The following is a 19,550-nucleotide window of genomic DNA, read 5'->3' as shown; positions in this document are numbered from 1 at the left end:
CCGTTTGTTTGTGTTTAGTAGTTCGCGCCTGCCGGAAACCCCGGCAGACCGGGCAAAGATAATCAAATAATCGCTTCGGGCATAATCCACTGTCCCTGTCGCCGCCCTTGCCGCCCTTGCCGCCTCTGTTGCCCTTGCCGCCCCTGCTGCCGCCTCTGTTGTCCTTGCCGCCGCCATCGGACGGGTGGCAGCGAGGTTTTGCTGCATGTGGTTTCAGCCCCCGGCGGCACTCCCGCCCGTTGTCCCGGCAATAAAATCGACTTTTTATATAATAAATCCGACTCCGGCAACGCTATTGTATATGAGATAGAATAGATTAAAACAGAACGGATATGAAAAGGCTAATGATTTTAACCGTTGCAATCCTGCTTGCCGGTGCCGGTACGGGCTATGCCCAGTCGCAGGACGCGAATTCCAGGAAAATGGCCCGCAAGCAGATGAAGGCCGAACAGGACGCACGCGACCGGCTCGCTTTCGAGGAGGCCAGGAAGGCTATCGAGGCCAAGGAGTTCGTACTCGAAGCCGACCAGGTGAGCTTCAAGTCGGGTTCGACGGCGCAGGTTTCGTCCAATACCAATTTCGTCGCCGTGCAGGGCGACAAGGCCGTCGTGCAGGTGGCTTTCGACATCCCCGTGAGCGGCCCCAACGGCCTTGGCGGCGTAACGGTCTCGGGCAGCACCTCGGATTACAGGCAGAGCGTGGACAAGAAGGGGAACATCCGGGTGTCGATGAATGTGATCGGTACGGGGATTTCCGCACAGGTCTATATCAACCTTCCCAACGGGAGCAACCAGGCCAGCGTGGACATCTCGCCTAATTTCAACTCGCGGCGCATCACGCTGCGGGGCGAACTCCTGCCGCTCTCCGAGGGTAATATTTTCCAGGGCCGCACTTTCTGACAGGCCGACATTGCCTTGCCATTGACCGGGACTGCGTAACAAGTCCCCGATTTACAGCTTCACCCCCGTCCGAACATGCTGCGGATGGGGGTGATTTTTGTTTTGGGCTACTCGCGGGACAGCCTCATGCTGTGCCGTGGCGCCGTGCGCAAAAAAAGAGGCCTTTCAAAGGCCTCTTCTGAGCGGGAAACGGGGGTCGAACCCGCGACCCTCAGCTTGGGAAGCTGATGCTCTACCACTGAGCTACTCCCGCATTTCGGAGTACAAATATACTCCGCTTTTTTTTATTTTTCAAGTTTTCCGGGTATCAAATTCACATCAATCGACAATTTTTTTCAGCGATGCCAGGTTTTTCGGATTTTTCAGGTCGCGCCCCTCGGGTGTATAGAGGTATTCCAGCCTGTCGCGGAAGTGTTCTTCGACCTTGTTGCGTACGACCTTCATCGTGCTGTTTACCAATCCGTTTTGTTCGGTGAAAGGCTCGTCTACGATCGCCAGCCCCGCCGGCAGCCACCGTTCGGGGAACTCCCCGCCGAAGATGCCGCCCGCACGGTAACGGTCTATTTCGCCGCCGAGGATCGCCGCCGCGGTCTCCGCCCGTTTTTCGGCCGCTACCCCGCGGCTGTCCAGTTCGCGCCGCAAGGCCTCGCGGTTCGGCACGACGATGGCGCCCGTAAACGGGCTCTGGTTGTTGTGTACGATGATCTGGTCGATGTAGGGCGACTTGTCCACGATCGCCTCTTCCATGCCTTCGGGACTGTATTTCTCGCCGTCGCTGGCGATCAGCAGGCTCTTGAAACGCCCCAGCACATAGAGGAAATCGTCTTCCGAGACATACCCCATGTCGCCCGTGTGCAGCCATCCGTTGCGCAGGGTGTCGGCCGTCGCCTCGGGGTTTTTCCAGTATCCGGCCATGACGTTCTCGCCGCGGATCACGATCTCGCCTTTCTGTCCGCGGGGAAGCTCCCGTCCCGTTTCGTCGACGATCTTCAGGTCGAGCGGGATCAGTATCTTGCCCGACGACCCGAACCGGTGCCAGTGGTACTTGGGCGAGTTGGTCGAGATGACGGGTGTCGCTTCCGAGAGGCCGTAACCCTGGAACATCGGGATACCGATGGCGTAGTAGAACCGCTGCAGCTCCGCGTCGAGCAGCGCGCCGCCGCCCACGAAGAACCTGAGGCTCCCGCCGAACGCTTCCCGCACCTTGCGGAACAGCGCCGCGTCGAAGAGTTTTACCAGCGGCCAGAGCACTATGCGCCAGCCGTGTCCCTTGCTGTACCCGTCCCTGTTGTAGACATAGGCCGTGCGGAGCGCGAAATTGAAGAGCCGTTCCGTGAAACGCCCCTTGGCGCGGATCAAGGATTCGATGTTCTTGCGGAAATTCTTGGCCAGCGCCGGCACCGACAGCAGGAAATGCGGCCGCACCTCGCGGATGTTCTGCGGGATGTTCTTGAGCGTCTCCATCGGTGTGGCGCCCACCTGCACGGTTGCGACCGTCGCCCCGCATGCGATCATGATATAGAACCCCACGACATGCGCGAAGCAGTGATCCAGCGGCAGGATGATGAGCGTCCGGTAATATGGCGGGATGTCGATGCGCGAGAGCGACTGTTCGACGTTGGCCGTGTAGTTGCGGTGCGTCAGCACGACGCCTTTTGGGTCGGCCGTGGTGCCCGACGTGTAGGTGATTGTCGCGTAGTCGTCGTTGCGGATCGAACGGCCGATTGCGAGGAACTCCTCCCTGTTTGCCGCCAGGTAGTCGCGGCCCATGCGCCGGAGCGTCCCGAGCGCCGTCTCGCCCGCTTCGAGCGGCGTGTGGCCGATGACGATGATATGCTCCACCTGCGGCAGCTCCGCGCGTATGCGCCGGATCTTGGAGAGCTGGTATTTCGATACGAACAGCGCCCTGACTTCGGCATGGCGCATACGGAACAGCAGGTCGTTCGACTCTTCGAGTTTCACCGACAGCGGCACGCTGACCGCCCCGGCATAGAAGACGCCCAGTTCCGAAGTGATCCATGCATTGCACCCCTCCGAGAGTATCGCCACTTTGTCCCCGGGGCGTATGCCCGCCGCGGCCAGCCCCGCGCCGGTCTCGAGCGCCTGCTCCCTGGTCTCGGCATAGGTCGTGGGTTCGAATGCCCGGTGTTTTTTCTCCAGCAGGAATGTCTTTGCCCCGTACTTTACGACGGAGTCCTCGAAAAGGTCGATGATGGTCTTCTTCATGGTCTGTTCCCGGTTAATCCATTTTCAAAACGGCGAGGAATGCCGACTGCGGCACCTCCACGTTGCCTATCTGACGCATGCGTTTCTTGCCTTTCTTCTGTTTTTCGAGCAGCTTGCGCTTGCGCGATATGTCGCCGCCGTAGCATTTGGCCGTCACGTCCTTGCGCACGGCCTTCACTGTTTCGCGGGCTATGATCTTGGCGCCGATCGCGGCCTGTATGGCGATGTCGAACTGCTGGCGCGGGATCAGCTCCTTGAGTTTCTCGCACATCTTGCGCCCGAAATCATAGGCATGGTCGGTATAGGTCAGCGACGAGAGCGCGTCGACCGGCTCGCCGTTGAGCAGGATGTCCAGCTTGACGAGCTTCGAAGGCTGGTAGCCCGTGCGGTGGTAGTCGAACGAGGCATAGCCTTTCGAAATGCTTTTGAGCTTGTCGTAGAAGTCGAAAACGATCTCCGAGAGGGGCATGTCGAAATTCACCTCCACGCGATCCTGCGTGATGAAGGTCTGGTTCTTCATCACGCCGCGCTTGTCGATGCATAGCTTGATGACGTTGCCCAGGAATTCCGCCTTGGTGATGATCTGCGCCAGGATATAGGGCTCCTCGATTTTGGCGATCTTCGTCACCTCGGGCAGCCCCGAGGGATTGTGCACCTCCACCACGTCGCCCTGCGTCGTGGTGATGCGGTACGAGACGTTGGGCACGGTGGTGATCACGTCCATGTCGAACTCGCGGTAGAGCCGCTCCTGGATGATCTCCATGTGCAGCAGCCCGAGGAACCCGCAGCGGAACCCGAAGCCGAGCGCCAGCGAGCTTTCGGGCTCGAACGTCAGCGAGGCGTCGTTGAGCTGCAGTTTTTCGAGCGAGGCGCGCAGATCTTCGTACTGGTCGGCCTCCACGGGGTAGACGCCCGCGAAGACCATCGGCTTCACGTCCTCGAAGCCCGCGATGGCTTCCTTTGCCGGGGCGGTCACCGAGGTGATCGTGTCGCCCACCTTGACGTCCGACGAGGTCTTGATGCCCGAGCAGATATACCCCACGTCGCCCGCCCTGATCTCCGTGCGGGGCTGCATCTTGAGTTTCAGCACGCCCACCTCGTCGGCGTCGTACTGGCTGCCCGTATTGAAGAACTTCACGTGGTCGCCCTTGCGGAGCGTGCCGTTGAATACGCGGTAATAGGCGATGATGCCGCGGAAGGGGTTGAACACCGAGTCGAAGATCAGCGCCTGCAACGGGGCGTTCTCGTCGCCCTGCGGCGCCGGTATGCGCCCCACGATGGCCTCCAGCACCTCTTCCACGCCGAGCCCCGTCTTGCCCGAGGCCAGCAGGATATCCTCGTCCTTGCAGCCGATCAGGTCGATCACCTGGTCTTTCACCTCGTCGATCATGGCCGAATCCATATCGATCTTGTTCAGCACGGGGATGATTTCCAGGTCGTGCCCCACGGCCAGGTAGAGGTTCGATATGGTCTGCGCCTGAATGCCCTGCGTGGCGTCGACGACCAACAACGCGCCTTCGCACGAGGCGATGGCGCGCGACACTTCGTACGAGAAGTCAACGTGTCCCGGGGTGTCGATCAGGTTGAGCGTATATTGCTGCCCGTCGCGGGCGGTGTATTCCATCTGTATCGCGTGGCTCTTGATCGTAATGCCCTTTTCGCGTTCGAGATCCATGTCGTCGAGCACCTGCGCCTGCATTTCGCGCTGATTCAGGGTGTTGGTTTTTTCGAGCAGGCGGTCTGCCAGCGTGCTCTTGCCGTGGTCGATGTGGGCTATGATGCAGAAGTTGCGGATGTTTTTCATAAATCGCATAAAAATGTGTGCAAATATACGAAATATTTTGGATTTACGGAAGGTGCGGTCGCCCTCGGGCCGCAAATGCGCCGGAGCGGAATTTTTCCTATCTTTGCGGTCTCAAATACCGTTTCCGCACATGAATGCCGTTTTGAAATACGCTTCGCTCGTTAAGTTCGCCCATACGGTCTTCGCCATGCCCTTTGCCATGGTGGGCTTCGTCTACGGGCTCCGTTACGCCCCGCTGCACAATCCCCGCTGGCCGTACATCGTCCTCGTGCAGGTCATCCTGTGCATGGTCTTCGCCCGCAATGCCGCCATGGGTTTCAACCGCTGGGCCGACCGCCGCATCGACGCCGAGAACCCGCGTACGGCCGGGCGCGAAATACCCGCAGGCAAAATCCCGGCGCGGCATGCGCTGTGGTTCGTGGCCGTCAATGCCCTGCTGTTCGTGGCCACCGCCGCGACGATCAACCGCCTTGCGGCCATCCTGTCGCCCGTGGCGTTGTCCGTCATCCTCGTTTACAGCTATTGCAAGCGCTTCACGCCGCTGGCGCACCTCGTGCTGGGGCTTTCGCTCGGCATCGCCCCCGTCGGGGCTTTTATCGCCGCGGCCGGGCACGTCGTCTTCGACGGGCACGTGGTCGTCGAACCGTTCATCCTCGCCCTGCTGGTGACGACCTGGTGCGGGGGTTTCGACATCATCTACGCGTTGCAGGACGCCGAATTCGACCGTCGGCACGGCCTGCATTCCATCCCCGCGTGTTTTTCGGCGCGTTCGGCGCTGGGCGTCAGCTGCGGCCTGCATGCGGTGAGCATTGCCGCCCTCGGCTGGTTCATGACCTACTGCCCCGGTTCGGTGTGGCTTTGGCTCGGGGCGGGTGTTTTCACGGGGCTGCTGGTGCTCGAACACCTGCTCGTCACGCCCGTGCGGCAGCGCAATATCGGCATCGCCTTCGGGACGCTCAACGGCCTGGCGAGCCTCTCGCTCGCTGCGGGCGTGATCGTGGATTTGCTCAAATAAACCAAATCGCTTATATTTGCAACTTCAACAGGTTAAAAGTTAGGTAAAATGCTAAGCAGACAAATTGCACAAAAGCTCCGGGGCTACGAAACCCCCTTCTATCTTTATGATACGGCGTTGCTGCGCCAGACCCTCGAAAGCGTCGTCTACGAGTCGAAAAAATACGGTTACAAGGTGCACTACGCCATCAAGGCCAACTACGACGACCACCTGTTGGCGATCATCCGCGAATACGGGCTGGGTATCGACTGTGCCAGCGGCAACGAGCTCCGCAAGGCCATCGAGGCGGGCTTCGACCCCAAGGGCATCGTCTATGCGGGTGTGGGCAAGCGCGACAAGGAGCTGCGCTACGCCATCGAGCAGGATATCCTGGCCATCAACTGCGAGTCGATCGAGGAGCTGGAGCTGGTCGATGCCCTGGCCGGGGAGGCCGGGCGCGTGGCCGACGTGGCACTGCGCATCAACCCCGACATTGACCCCAAGACCAACCACTGCATCGATACGGGGCAGGCTGACAGTAAGTTCGGCATTTCATATGAAGAGGTACTCGAGCACGCCAAGGAGATCCGCGCGCTCAAGTATATCAATATAATAGGCCTGCATCTGCATATCGGGTCGCAGATCCGCGAGCTGCACGTCTTCGAGAACATGTGCAACAAAGTCAACGTCATCGTCGAGAACCTCGAAAAGCTGGGGTGTTCGTTCCGTTTCGTCGACGTGGGCGGCGGCCTGGGCGTCAACTACGACGTGCCCGAGAACGAACCGATCCCCAATTTCGCTTCGCTGTTCTCGATCGTGCACAACCACCTCTCGGTCGGCGACCGCGAAGTGCATTTCGAATTCGGCCGCTCGATCGTCGCCGAATGCGGCGAGCTGATTACGAAGGTGCTCTTCAACAAGACCACCGCCACGGGCCGCAAGCTGGTGATCGTCGATGCCTCGATGACCGAGCTGATCCGTCCGGCGCTCTACGGCTCGTACCACAACATCGAGAACATCACCTCCGAAGACGAGGCGCGCGACAAATATACCATCGTGGGCACGGCCTGCGAATCGACCGACGTGTTCGACGAGAACGTCACCCTGCGCAAGACCCGCCGCGGCGACCTGCTTACGATCAAGTCGGCCGGAGCCTACGGCATGTCGATGGCTTCGCGTTACAACCTCCACGACCTGCCCGGCGCCGTTTACAGCGACGAGATTCAATAATCGGTTTTTCCCGATACCGGAACCGTTGGAAGGACATTCCCCCGAATCGCCATTTGAAAACGGTGGTGGTTCAGGGGAATTCTCCGTTCGGATAACATCGCAGGCGCCGTAATGCAAACCCTGCGGGTTGCCGACCTTGCCGACCCCTAATCCCATGACCCTCATTTCCGCCGAACTTACATTATGTGGCTGACCCTTGCATTCACATCCGCCGCGCTGCTGGGTTTCTACGACGTGGCCAAGAAAAAGTCGCTCACCGGCAATGCCGTACTGCCTGTGCTCCTGCTCAACACCCTCTTTTCGTCACTCGTCTTCCTTCCGGCGCTCCTCTCGGCCGAATGCGGACTCGGGTGGTTCGAAGGTACGGTGCTGGAGGCGTCGCCCGGTACGCTCCATGCCCATGGGCTGGTGGTGCTCAAATCCGTCATCGTCCTTACGTCCTGGATCTTCGGCTATTTCGGCATGAAGCACCTTCCCATCACCATCGTGGGGCCGATCAATGCCACGCGCCCCGTCATGGTGCTCGTCGGGGCCATGCTCGTCTTCGGCGAGCGGCTGAACGCCTGCCAGTGGACCGGCGTCCTACTGGCACTCGTGTCGCTCTTCATGCTGAGCCGTTCGAGCCGCCGCGAAGGGGTCGACTTCGCGCACAACGTCTGGATACTCTGCATCGCCCTGGCCGCCGTCATGGGTGCCGTCAGCGGGCTGTACGACAAATATATCATGGCGCGCCTCGACCCGGTCTTCGTGCAAAGCTGGTACAACCTTTACCAGTTCTTCATGATGGCCGTCCTGACCGCCGCGGTATGGTGGCCGAAGCGGCACGCCTCCACGCCTTTCCACTGGAGCTGGGCCATCCCGCTGATCTCGGTATTCTTGTCGCTGGCCGACTTCGCCTACCTCATGGCCCTGCGCGATCCCGACGCCATGATCTCCGTCGTGTCGATGGTGCGCCGCGGCTCGGTCGTGGTTTCGTTCGCCTGCGGCGCCCTGCTCTTCCGCGAACGGAATCTGCGCGCCAAGGCCGTCGATCTCATCCTCATCCTGGTCGGCATGGTCTTCTTGTGGCTCGGGTCGCGGTAGCCTGCGTTTCGGGTGCGGATGTGCGCCGTTTTTAGCGGCTCCCGATCCCCGTCGGCAACACTGTTTCCCGGCACGGACGGCTCGGGAAATGAAAAAGGATGCCCGCCCGAAGGCCGGCATCCTTTTCGGTCGCGGATGGTTCCACCCGTCAGATGATCTTGCTTAACTGGCTGACCGTCTTTGCGATCTCGTCGTCGCCCGGCACGTAGTCCCGCAGCGCCCCGGCCAGGTACTGCTCGTAGGCGTAGAGGTCGATCACGCCGTTGCCCGAGAGGTTGAACAGGATCGTCCGCGGCGTTCCCTCCTCCTTGGCCTGCAACGCCTCGCGAATTGCCGCCGCGATGGCGTGGGTCGACTCGGGCGCCGGGATGATCCCCTCGGTCTTGGCGAAGAGGATGCCGGCCGCGAGGGTCTCGGTCTGCGGCAGCGACCGGGCCTCGACCAGTCCGTCCTTCAACAGCTGGCTCACGATCGAACCCGCCCCGTGGTAGCGCAGGCCGCCCGCATGGATGTCCGACGGTTGGAAATCATGCCCGAGCGTATACATCGGCAGCAGCGGCGTGAACCCGGCCACATCCCCGAAATCGTACTGGAACGTGCCGCGCGTGAGTTTCGGGCAGCTCGACGGCTCGACGGCCACGATGCGGATATTCCTGCCTTCGACAAGGTTCCTGCGCAGGAACGGGAAGCCCAGTCCTGCGAAATTGCTGCCGCCGCCGAAGCAGCCGATCACCACGTCCGGCTCGGCGCCGGCCATCTCCATCTGTGCGACCGCCTCCTGCCCGATGACGGTCTGGTGCAGGATCACGTGGTTCAGCACGCTGCCCAGGCAGTAGCGGGTGTCCTCCGGGTGTTGCAGAGCCATCTCCACGGCCTCCGAGATCGCCAGCCCGAGGCTTCCCGAGCAGTCGGGGTCGCGTTCGAGCGCTGCGCGGCCCGAGGCGGTGATTGTGCTGGGCGACGCGATGCACTCGGCGCCCCACGTGTTCATCATCAGCCGCCGGTAGGGTTTCTGTTCGTAGCTGACCTTCACCATGAAAACCTGCACGTCGAGCCCGAAATGCTTGGCTGCGAAGGCGATGGCCGCGCCCCACTGCCCGGCGCCCGTTTCGGTCGTCAGGTGGCGTATGCCCTGCTTGTAGTTGTAGTAGGCCTGCGGCACGGCGGTGTTGGGCTTGTGCGATCCGGCGGGCGATACGCTTTCGTTCTTGAAATAGATCTTTGCCGGGGTGCCGAGGGCTTTTTCCAGTCCCGTGGCGCGCACCAGCGGCGAAGGCCGCCATATCTTGTAGATCTCCTGCACCTCTTCGGGGATGTCGATGAAACGCTCCGTCGACATCTCCTGGTCGATCAGTTCTTCGGCGAAGATGGCGCTCATCTGCTCCTTCGTCACGGGCTGCTTGGTCGCGGGATGCAGCGGCGGCAGCGGTTTGTTGGGCATGTCGGCCACGATGTTGTACCATTGTGTGGGCATCTGACGCTCGGTCAGGCAGAATTTCTTTGTTTCCATGTTTTTTTTGTCTATTTCTGTGTTCGGTAAAATGTGATGCAAAAGAAAAAGCCCGTTGTTTACTCTCTCGTAAACAACGGGCTTGTGTGTTCGTTATGCTTTCAACTATACACGCACTGAGCCGCACTCATTGTCCACGAGAGTCAACGAGCGCCACCACCATGCCTGTATGTTAAAGTTCCGGATCATAAATTCCTGTTTCGTTTTGGCAAATATAACGGGTCGCAACCGTAAAACCAAATTTTTCGCCATAAATTTTCGACACCTAAATATATGAGTTATTCCGCATTCGGGCGTGTCCTGCGGGAAACCGGGGCGGGGCAGTCCTCCCTGCGGTCCCCTGCCCTGCCCCGCCGCTGCGGCTCCCGTGCCCTTGCCCGGCGACGCTCAGGGAAGCCCCGCGGCCGAGCGCCGGATGCAGTCCTCCGGGCCGTATGCCGCGAAGTGCATGGTGCCGGCCTCGGCGGCGGATAATTTTTTACCGGCTGTGGGTTTCATGCGTTTATCCGGTCGGAATTAACAATTTTTCACTATCTTTGTTCGATTTTAGCTAATTCTCAAATTCAACGATATGAATATTTCGTATAACTGGCTCAAACGCTACATCGACACCGATCTCGGGGCCGAAGAGGTCGCCCGGATACTGACCGACATCGGACTCGAGGTCGAGGGCTTCGAGAAGATCGAGACCATCAAGGGCGGCCTTGCGGGCGTGGTGGTGGGCGAGGTGCTCACCTGCGAGGAGCATCCCGATTCCGACCACCTGCATGTCACCACGGTCGACGTCGGCACGGGCGAACCGCTGCAGATCGTCTGCGGCGCCCCCAACTGCCGCGCGGGGCTGAAAGTGCTTTGCGCGACGGTGGGCACGGTGCTCTACCCCGGCGGCGGCGACGAGGAATTCAAGATCAAGCGCAGCAAGATCCGCGGCGTGGAATCGCTCGGCATGCTTTGTGCCGAGGACGAACTGGGCATCGGAGCCTCGCACGACGGGATCATGGAGCTTCCCGCCGATGCCGTGGCGGGTACGACGGCCAGGGACTACCTCCGCATCGAGGACGACTACCTGATCGAGGTGGGGCTCACGCCCAACCGTGTGGATGCCGCGTCGCACATCGGCGTGGCGCGCGACCTGGCGGCCTATCTGCGCAGCCGGGGGGAAGATGTTTCGGTGAAGATGCCCGACGTGTCGGCTTTCGCCCCGGACAACCACGACCTCGGCGTGAAAATCCGCGTCGAGAACCACGAGGCGGCGCCCCGCTATGCGGGCGTGACCGTGAAAAACTGCAAGATAGCCCCCTCGCCCGAGTGGATGCAGAACTGCCTGCGTGCCGCGGGCATCAACCCCAAGAACAACCTGGTGGACATCACCAATTTCGTGCTTTTCGAACTGGGACAACCTCTGCACGCGTTCGACGCGGCGAAGATCGAGGGCCGCGAGGTCGTCGTGCGCACCTGCGCCGAAGGTACGCCCTTCGTGACTTTGGACGGCGTGGAGCGCAAGCTCACGGCGGACGACCTGATGATCTGCTCGGCCGAGCGTCCGATGTGCATCGCCGGCGTCTTCGGCGGCCTGGATTCGGGCATCAGCGACACCACGACCGACGTGTTCATCGAGAGCGCCTATTTCAACCCCGTGTGGGTGCGCAAAACCGCCAAGCGCTTCGGCCTGAACACCGATTCGTCGTTCCGTTTCGAGCGCGGTGTCGATCCCAATATGCAGGTCTATGCCGCCAAGCGTGCCGCCCTGCTGATGAAGGAGCTGGCCGGGGGCGAGATTTCGAGCGACATCACCGACATCTACCCCGCGCCGATCGAAGATTTCCGCTTCGACGTCTCGTTCGCCCGCATCGACGCGCTGATCGGCAAGCATATCCCCGAAGAGACCGTCCGTGCGATCCTGGCGGCGCTCGAAGTGAAGGTGCTGGACGAGAAGGACGGCGTGCTGAGCGTGGCCGTGCCGCCCTACCGGGTCGACGTGCAGCGCGAGGCCGACCTCATCGAGGACATCCTGCGCATTTACGGCTACAACAACGTCGAAATACCCTCGCGCGTCCGTTCGACGCTTTCCTATGCGCCCAAACCCGACCGCAACCGCCTGATGAACCTCGCCGCCGACTACCTATCGGCCAACGGCTTTACGGAGATCATGTCCAACTCGCTGACCAGGGCGGCCTATTACGAAGGGTTGGAGAGCTACCGGGCGGAAAACTGCGTGCGTATCCTCAACCCGCTGAGCGCCGACCTCAGCGTCATGCGCCAGACGCTGCTGTTCAACATGCTGGAAGCCGTGCAGCTCAACGCCAACCGCCGCAACGGCGACCTGAAACTCTACGAGTTCGGCAACTGCTATTTCTACGACGAGGCCAAACGTGCGGACGAAAACCCCCTGGCAGCCTACTCCGAAGAGTACCGCCTGGCCATCGCCGTGACGGGCATCGCCGTGCCCGCTTCGTGGAACGCGCAGCCGCAGGCCGCATCGTTTTTCACGCTGCGCGCCGTGGCCGAAAAACTGCTGCGCCGCTTCGGCATCGACATCTATGCGCTCAAGACCGAAACGCTGCAAAGCGACCTCTTCGGCGAGGCGCTCACGATGGCGCTCAACGGCAGGGAGCTGTTGCAGATCGGTACGGTCAGCCGGAATATCCGCCGCAAACTCGACGTCAAACAGGATGTCTTCTATCTGGAGATGAACTTCGAGGCGCTTGTCAAATCGACCAAAAAGCACCGGATAGTGGCCGAGGAGCTGTCGAAGTTCCCCGAGGTGAAGCGCGACCTGGCGCTGCTCGTGGACAAGCAGGTGACCTTCTCGGCACTGCGCGACGTGGCGTTCGCTACGGAGCGCAAGTTGCTCAAGAGCGTTTCGCTGTTCGACGTCTACGAGGGCGACAAGCTGCCCGAAGGCAAGAAATCCTATGCCCTGAGCTTTATCCTCGAGGACAAGACCCGCACGCTGGACGAAAAGACCATCGAACGGGTCATGCAGAACCTCACGGCGCAGTTCGAGCGCCAGTGCGGCGCCCATGTCCGTGCATGACCCGTCGTGACGGATAAGAACTGAAGCCGCCTGCCAGTTTTCTGACGGGCGGCTTTTTTCCTGAAATGATTTTTCCTGAAACGATGCATCGGACTTCCCGCATATTGGCCCTCACGGCCCTGCTTTTTGCCGCAGGCGCCGCCCTGTTCTTCACCAAGGCGGCGGCTCTTCCGTACAAGGTGGCCTATCCGGTGCTTTTGCTGGCCGTGGCGGTTTTCTGCCTCCGGCGGAAAGCGTTGCTTCCGGTCGGGGCTGCACTCCTCTTGTCTGCCCTGGGCGATGCGGCGGGTGCGAAGGGACTGTTCATTCCGCAGATGCTGTTTTTCGCGCTGGCCCACGGCGCCTATATCCGCTATTTCCTCTGCGCCGGGGGACTTCCTGCCCGTCCTGCCGCATGGCTGCTTCCCGCGGCGTTGCTCGCGTTGCTTTTCGCCGGGGTCGTGCCCCGGGTCTTGGAGCCGGCCGAACGGATCGGAGTCGCCGTTTACGGTGCGGTCATTGCCGGGATGCTTTACAGCGTGCTCCGGTATCGCGGGGCGTATGCCGCATGGTTCCGCTTCGCGGCCCTGCTGTTCGTTTTTTCCGACGGCGTGATAGCCTGGAGCCGTTTCATCGGGGCCGTTCCCGGGCGCACCTACGTCGTGATGGTTCCCTACTACCTGGCGCAGTGCCTGTTCTTCTGCTTTGCCGTAAAATCGCTTCCCGCCCTCCCGTCTGAGGGCCGATCCGTGTGAAGATTGCTTCCGCCCGTGCCGTCCGTCCGCCGATGGCCCGAAGGCATCCTGCTCGCAACCTTTTCATCCATGTGCCGCCGCCTTGCCGCGCGGCGCGACCGGCCGTTGCTGTCCGGAGCAGGCCGCCGTTACAGCACCGGCTTGATCTGCGGCGGCTGGATCGTCACATAGGGCGTGCCGTTGTCGTCGCAGGTCGAGACGATCCGCACGGCTTTCACCGTGCGCCCCGGCTTCAGGGTGATGCTTCCCTTTTCGAGGTCGCCCGCCCGCTCATACGTCGCACCGTCGTACGACACCTCGGCATAACCTGTGGTTATGATGGTCTTCGGCAGCTGGCGGTTCCCGGTCTGGAGGTACATTTCGCGGCATTTCACCGGCTGCTCGAAGGTGTAGAGCACCCAGTCCTGCTGCCGGCAGGCGCGCGCCGTCCGCGAAAGCCCCTTGTAACCCGCGGCATTGGCAAGGGGGAACTGCCTGCTCTCGCCCATCGAGGTGGTGATGGCCACGGCGGGTGTGAGCGTGCGGTAGTAGGATTTGTCGGCGACATAGGGGCTGCGCCCCGTTTTGTAGCGGGTGAAGAAGCGGTACAGGTGCGGTTTGCCGGTCTTGACGGGACGGGTATAACGGTGTTCTTCGGGCGCGTCGCCTTCCGTGTAGTATATCTCCGACCCGTCGTCGGCCGTCACGGTGAATGCGCCATCCTTATAGCTCACCTTCGGCGGGAAGAGCCGGAAACGGATGCCCATGGCTGCCATGCGGTCGTAATGCTTCTCCACGAGCCCTTTGTAATAGGCGTCCCAGCCTTCGCCGTTGCCGCGCCACGCGATGCGGGCGAGTGCGCAGATACGCGGGAAACACATGTAGTCGAGGTAGTCGGGCTTCTCGGGCTCGTGCGAGACGTAGGCTTCGCTGAAGAACGCCGCCTGCAACCCGACGACGTTGCGCATCTGCTCCGGGCTGAACCCCTTGTCCGTGAAGTCGAACCCGAAGACCTTTTTCGCGTCGAAGACCGCCGCCCAGTCGTGCCCGTCCTCGTGCGGGGTCTGGCGCATGTCGAAATAGAAATATTCGCCCGGCATCACTACGGTCTCGTATCCCTTGGCCGTGGCGTCGAGGCATGCCTTGACGCTCTGCCAGCCGTAGACGCGGCTGTCGTGCGCCAGGTCGCCCGTCGTCACCGCCTCGTTCCACACGGCGGGGCGTTTGCCGTTGGCGCTGAGGATCGCCGCCATGCGTTGCATGAAGAGGTCTTCCAGTTGGTGCGGGTCTGCCATGCCCCGCTGCCGCATCAGCGCCTGGCAGTCGGGGCAGCGCTTCCATTGGGTCATGTCGACCTCGTCGCCGCCCACGTGGATGTATTCCGAGGGGAACAGCGCGCAGAGCTCGCCCAGGATGTCCGCGAGCAGCGCGTAGTTCTCCTCGCGTGCCACGCACCATGCCGAACGGTAGTCGTAGCCGTTGGTCGACAGCGTGTCGGGCGGGTAATTGCAGCGGATTTCGGGGTGTACCGAGGCGATGTTGCGGCTGTGCCCGGGCAGGTCGATCTCGGGGATAATCTCGATGTTGCGCACGGCGGCATAGCGGATCAGCCCGCGCATTTCGTCCTGTGTGTAGAAGCCGCCGTATTTCTCGTCCCATTTCCCGTAGACGGGGCGTACGGGCGAGTCGCCGCCGCGGAAGCCGCCGATTTCGGTCAGCTCGGGGTGTGATCTGATCTCGATCCGCCACCCTTCGTCGTCCGACAGGTGGAGGTGTAATTTGTTGATCCCGTGGTAGGAAAGCAGGTCTATGTAACGCTTTACTCCATCCACTCCGATCCAAGTGCGGGCCACGTCCAGCATCATGCCCCGGTACGCGAAGCGCGGGGTGTCGTCGATCCGCGTGCAGGCGACTTCGACGGGCAGCGGGCACGCCTTGGCGTAGACCTCGGGCGGCAACAGCCGCAGCAGCGCCTGGATGCCGTTGAAGACGCCGCCGTAGTCGCCTCCCGTGATCTCGATCCGCTGCGGCTTCACGGCCAGCGTGTAGGCCTCGCTGCCGAGCGTCGGGTCTGTCGTGAGCACGATCGCGTCGTCGGCCGACATACTGTCGCTGGCCTTTCCGACGTTGATATATTCGCGCAGGTAGCCGGCCAGCGGCGCGAGCGGCGTCTCGTAGCTGAGCTGCGTGCCGGCCGAGATGCGGTATGTGCTGGGAAGGGTCGTCTGGCGCGCCGGAAGCGGCTGCGCATGGGCGTGGAGGAGGCTACAAAGGGCGCCCAGGATGGACGCGAGGTAGCGTAGTTTCATGAGGTTGCGGAATTTTGTTCGATGCAAAGTTACTATTTTCCGCCGAATGTGCTAACTTTGCAGGGGATAAATTGCGGTCGTGCAGGCTGCATGCTGCTGCGGCCGGGCGACCCGGCGCCTCGGGCAGTTTGCGCCCTGCATGACGGCGGAAAAAACAAACCGGATAATGGAAGATAAACGATTGGAGGCTACGGCCCGCCTGCTCGAGGTGATGACCACGCTGCGCCGCGAGTGCCCGTGGGATCGCGAGCAGACGTTCGACTCGTTGCGGAGCAATACGATCGAGGAGACGTATGAACTGGCCGATGCCATCACCGACCACAATATGGAGGGGATCAAGGAGGAGCTGGGCGACCTGCTGCTGCATGTGGTGTTCTACTCCAAGCTGGGTGAGGAAGCCGGGGCGTTCGACTATGCGGATGTGGCCAATGCCTTGTGCGACAAACTGGTATACCGCCATCCGCACGTTTACGGCGACATCCATGCCAATACGCCCGACCAGGTGAAGGAGAATTGGGAAGCGCTCAAGCTCCGCAAAAAGAATCGCAAGAGCGGTACGCTGGGCGGCGTTCCCCGCTCGCTGCCGGCGCTGGTCAAGGCATTCCGCGTAGGCGAGAAGGCCGCGGCGACGGGCTTCGACTGGCAGAAGCGCGAGGATGTGTGGGACAAGGTGAAGGAGGAGACCGCCGAGGTCGAGGCCGAGATGCGCTCGGGCGACAAGGCGAACCTCGAAGCCGAGTTCGGCGACCTGTTCTTTGCGCTGGTCAACGCTGCGCGGCTCTACGGCGTCGATCCCGAATCTGCGTTGGAGCGTACGAACAAGAAGTTCATCCGCCGCTTCAATTACATGGAGGAACAGGCTGCCGCACAAGGGAATTTGCTGCACGACCTTTCGCTCGGCCAGATGGAGGCCCTGTGGCAGGAAGCCAAAAAAGGCGAATAAAAGATTGCCTTCCGGCAGCGCTTTCCATGTCCGGGGCACCACCGTACGGTGGCGGGTCATGCAGGGAAATATACATGTGAAACAAAGAAATTTTATTACGGAATTATGGCTTTGATTAAAGAAGTGCGGGGACACACCCCCGTGATCGGAGAAAATACGTTCCTGGCCGAGACGGCCGTCATCCTGGGCGACGTGACCATCGGCCGCGACTGCTCGGTCTGGTACAACGCCGTGCTGCGCGGCGACGTGAACAAAATCGTCATCGGCGACCGTACGAACATCCAGGACGGCGTCGTGCTGCATACGATTTACGACAAGGCTAAACACCCGTCGCAGACCATCATCGGCAACGACGTGTCGGTGGGCCACAACGCCATCGTCCACGGCGCCGTCATCGGCGACAACTGCCTGATCGGTATGGGCGCTACCCTGCTGGACAATGCCGTCGTCCCCTCGGGCTGCATCATCGCGGCCAATGCGCTGGTGCTGTCGAACGCCAAGCTGGAGCCCAATTCGGTCTATGCGGGCGTCCCGGCCAAGAAGGTCAAGGAGGTGACGCCCGAGCAGCGCGAGGAGATCATCCGCCGCACGGCGCACGATTACATGCTCTATGCCTCGTGGTTCAAGGAGGATGAATGACCCCGCCGGGGCGTAAGGAAATGCGATGAACCTGCAATCGAAATATTCCGACCTGATGCTCAACCTGCTGGTTGCGCTGGCCATCAGCCTGGTGGTCAACTTTTCCTATGTGCTGTTGCTGATCGTCGAGCAAAAGGGCGAAGGACAGCCGCGTCCGGCGCGGGCGAGCGTCGTCACACGCAGCGAGGAAGGGGTGCTGCACGTCAGCCCCGACGGCCACGGGTACATCGTCTACGGAAACCGCGACAGCGTCTACGTGCCGATGCAGCGCATCCGCCGGATGGATCTTTCGGACGGCGACCGGCTGGTGGTCGACGTGGTCGCCCCGCGCCGTTACGGCGCCCATCCGGTGATGAACGAACTGCGTATGCGCAACGGCGAGGAGTTCGATTACAGCACGCTCTACAACCGGCCGTCGAGGACTTCGGAGCTGACGTTGCAGTTGATCTACTACCTGGTCGTATCGTTCATCATGCTCTCGATCCTGACCTCCGCACGCCGCAATTACAAGGCGGGGCGTTTTGCCCTCCACTGCATGGGGTGCCTCGTGGCGGCCGCGGCGCTTTATATCTTCGCCCCTGTCCGCGAATGGCATTCGGGGCAGATCGTCCTGAATTTCATGAGCGGGCATATCTTCGACTACATGCTGCTGCTCAAGTGTTCGTTCGCCGTGGCCGTGTCGATGCTCTACGGCTGGGTCTACGTGCTCAACTCGAAGCAGCAGGCGGTCGTCATGGAGAACGAACGGCTCAAGAACGAGAACCTCACGACCCGCTACAACATGCTCGTCGGGCAGATCAACCCCCATTTCTTCTTCAATTCGCTCAATTCGCTGGCGATGCTCGTGCGCGAGAAGCACGACGACAAGGCGCTGACCTACATCGACCAGCTGTCGTATACGTTCCGCTACATCATCCAGAACGGCCAGAGCACGCTGATGACGCTCGACGAGGAACTGAAATTCATCGAAGCGTACAGCTACCTCTTCGAAATACGCTATGCCGACAAACTGTTCTTCGACATCGACGTCGACGACAAGTACCGCTCCTGGACGCTCCCGGCGCTGTCGTTGCAGCCGCTGATCGGCAACGCCGTCAAACACAATACCATAACCCGCAGCAAGCCGTTCCATATCTCGATCCGCACCGAGCAGGGGTGGCTGGTGGTCGCCAATCCCAAGGTGCCGAAGATCGAACCCGAACCGTCGACGGGCATCGGACTGGAAAACCTGCGCAACCGCTGGCACCTGATTACGGGCCGCGACATCGAGATCATCGACACCGACAAGGAGTTCGTCGTGCGCATGCCGCTGCAAAAACCCGCCATCGGATGAAGGCCCTGATTATCGAGGACGAAACCGCCGCCGCGCTGAACCTGGAGGCTATCCTGAAACAGGTGGCTCCCGGCGTGGAGGTCATCGGGACGCTCGAAAGCGTCGAGGAGAGTGTCGAATGGCTGCGTGCGAACCCCCAGCCCGACCTGTTGTTCATGGACATCCACCTGGCCGATGGCGATTCGTTCCGCATCTTCGACGCCGTGGAGGTTACCGCCCCCGTGGTCTTCACGACGGCCTATGACCAGTATGCGCTCGAAGCCTTCAGGGTCAACAGCATCGACTACCTGCTCAAGCCGATCAACAGCGCCGACGTGCAGCGTGCGCTGGGCAAGCTGGAACGCCTGTCCAAGGGCGAACGCCGCGATTACGGCTTCCGGGTGCGGACGATGGCTGCGGCACGGCACGAGCAGGCTTTCCTGGTGCATGTCCGCGACCGGATCATCCCGCTCCGGCGCGAGCAGATCGCCTATTGCTATACCAGCAACGAGAAAGTCACCGCCTGTACCTACGAGGGCGTTTCCTACCCCCTCGACAAGACGCTCGAAACCCTGCAGGCCATCCTGCCCGAAGCGGATTTCTTCCGCGCCAACCGCCAGTTCATCGTGGCGCGCCGCGCCGTGAAGGAGATCGCCGTGTGGTTCGGCAGCCGCCTGGCGCTCCACCTGACGGTCGAGACCCCCGAACGCATTGTCATTTCCAAGGCCCGCGTCCCCGAATTCAAGGCCTGGCTCACCTCCGTTCAACCCGCCGAATAGTCGGTTCACCCTGCCTTTCAGTCGTTTGGCCCCCGGGTCGGCACCGCCGTGCCGGTTTGGCTTTACCTTTGC

The 19,550-nt window shown here is 61.2% G+C and carries 14 protein-coding genes and 1 tRNA gene; 10 read left to right on the top strand and 5 right to left on the bottom strand.

Annotation, left to right across the window (positions count from 1 at the left end; genetic code table 11):
- Positions 1-332 precede the first annotated feature (332 nt).
- Complete coding sequence (locus B3C38_RS10965; protein WP_055210324.1) at positions 333-899, top strand: DUF4251 domain-containing protein; 567 nt, start codon at positions 333-335, stop codon at positions 897-899.
- Between the two features lie 181 nt (positions 900-1,080).
- On the opposite strand, the gene B3C38_RS10960 is transcribed toward B3C38_RS10965, so the two are convergent.
- The 3 genes from B3C38_RS10960 to lepA form a co-directional block, all read right to left on the bottom strand.
- Positions 1,081-1,152, bottom strand: a tRNA-Gly gene (locus B3C38_RS10960).
- 65 nt (positions 1,153-1,217) lie between these two features.
- Positions 1,218-3,125: an AMP-dependent synthetase/ligase gene (locus B3C38_RS10955; protein WP_237956855.1), complete on the bottom strand. Its 1,908-nt coding sequence runs from the start codon at positions 3,123-3,125 to the stop codon at positions 1,218-1,220.
- 13 nt (positions 3,126-3,138) lie between these two features.
- Positions 3,139-4,929 carry a translation elongation factor 4 gene (gene lepA / locus B3C38_RS10950; protein WP_022333634.1) on the bottom strand — a complete coding sequence of 597 codons (1,791 nt, stop codon included), beginning with the start codon at positions 4,927-4,929 and terminating at the stop codon, positions 3,139-3,141.
- Between the two features lie 130 nt (positions 4,930-5,059).
- Here lepA and B3C38_RS10945 point away from each other — a divergent pair, with 130 nt between their 5' ends.
- From B3C38_RS10945 to B3C38_RS10935, 3 genes are all read left to right on the top strand, one after another.
- The gene (locus tag B3C38_RS10945; protein ID WP_022333633.1) at positions 5,060-5,944 is read left to right on the top strand and encodes a UbiA-like polyprenyltransferase; all 885 of its coding nucleotides are present in this window, start codon (positions 5,060-5,062) and stop codon (positions 5,942-5,944) included.
- Between the two features lie 48 nt (positions 5,945-5,992).
- Positions 5,993-7,153: a diaminopimelate decarboxylase gene (lysA, locus tag B3C38_RS10940; RefSeq protein ID WP_022333632.1), complete on the top strand. Its 1,161-nt coding sequence runs from the start codon at positions 5,993-5,995 to the stop codon at positions 7,151-7,153.
- A 183-nt stretch (positions 7,154-7,336) separates the two neighbouring features.
- The gene (locus B3C38_RS10935) at positions 7,337-8,236 is read left to right on the top strand and encodes a DMT family transporter (protein WP_022333631.1); all 900 of its coding nucleotides are present in this window, start codon (positions 7,337-7,339) and stop codon (positions 8,234-8,236) included.
- A gap of 148 nt (positions 8,237-8,384) precedes the next feature.
- Here B3C38_RS10935 and B3C38_RS10930 read toward each other — a convergent pair whose 3' ends face one another.
- Entirely contained in the window at positions 8,385-9,746 is a 1,362-nt protein-coding gene (locus B3C38_RS10930; protein WP_022333630.1) for a TrpB-like pyridoxal phosphate-dependent enzyme, read from the bottom strand.
- Positions 9,747-10,317: 571 nt separating this feature from the next.
- Between B3C38_RS10930 and pheT the strand changes: the two genes are divergently transcribed.
- Positions 10,318-12,783, top strand: a complete 2,466-nt coding sequence (gene pheT, locus B3C38_RS10925) for a phenylalanine--tRNA ligase subunit beta (protein WP_286727084.1) — start codon at positions 10,318-10,320, stop codon at positions 12,781-12,783.
- Positions 12,784-12,866: 83 nt separating this feature from the next.
- A complete protein-coding gene (locus tag B3C38_RS10920) occupies positions 12,867-13,517 on the top strand; it encodes a lysoplasmalogenase (protein WP_286727082.1) in 651 nt (216 codons plus the stop codon).
- Between the two features lie 128 nt (positions 13,518-13,645).
- Here B3C38_RS10920 and B3C38_RS10915 read toward each other — a convergent pair whose 3' ends face one another.
- On the bottom strand, positions 13,646-15,805 hold the full coding sequence (locus B3C38_RS10915; protein WP_286727081.1) for a beta-N-acetylhexosaminidase: 2,160 nt from the start codon (positions 15,803-15,805) through the stop codon (positions 13,646-13,648).
- A 166-nt stretch (positions 15,806-15,971) separates the two neighbouring features.
- Between B3C38_RS10915 and mazG the strand changes: the two genes are divergently transcribed.
- The 4 genes from mazG (at position 15,972) to B3C38_RS10895 (ending at position 19,478) form a co-directional block, all read left to right on the top strand.
- A complete protein-coding gene (gene mazG / locus B3C38_RS10910) occupies positions 15,972-16,748 on the top strand; it encodes a nucleoside triphosphate pyrophosphohydrolase (protein WP_286727080.1) in 777 nt (258 codons plus the stop codon).
- Between the two features lie 105 nt (positions 16,749-16,853).
- Entirely contained in the window at positions 16,854-17,387 is a 534-nt protein-coding gene (locus tag B3C38_RS10905) for a gamma carbonic anhydrase family protein (protein ID WP_055210309.1), read from the top strand.
- Between the two features lie 25 nt (positions 17,388-17,412).
- Complete coding sequence (locus B3C38_RS10900) at positions 17,413-18,720, top strand: histidine kinase (RefSeq protein WP_018695960.1); 1,308 nt, start codon at positions 17,413-17,415, stop codon at positions 18,718-18,720.
- Entirely contained in the window at positions 18,717-19,478 is a 762-nt protein-coding gene (locus B3C38_RS10895) for a LytR/AlgR family response regulator transcription factor (RefSeq protein ID WP_022333622.1), read from the top strand. Before B3C38_RS10900 ends, B3C38_RS10895 begins: the two co-directional genes overlap by 4 nt.
- Positions 19,479-19,550: the final 72 nt, after the last annotated feature.

This window comes from Alistipes sp. UBA1686 (assembly GCF_002320215.1).
In the GTDB taxonomy this organism is placed as follows: domain Bacteria; phylum Bacteroidota; class Bacteroidia; order Bacteroidales; family Rikenellaceae; genus Alistipes; species Alistipes onderdonkii.
The sequence above is the reverse complement of the archived record's forward strand: the minus strand, read 5'-3'. Positions and strand labels throughout refer to the sequence as shown.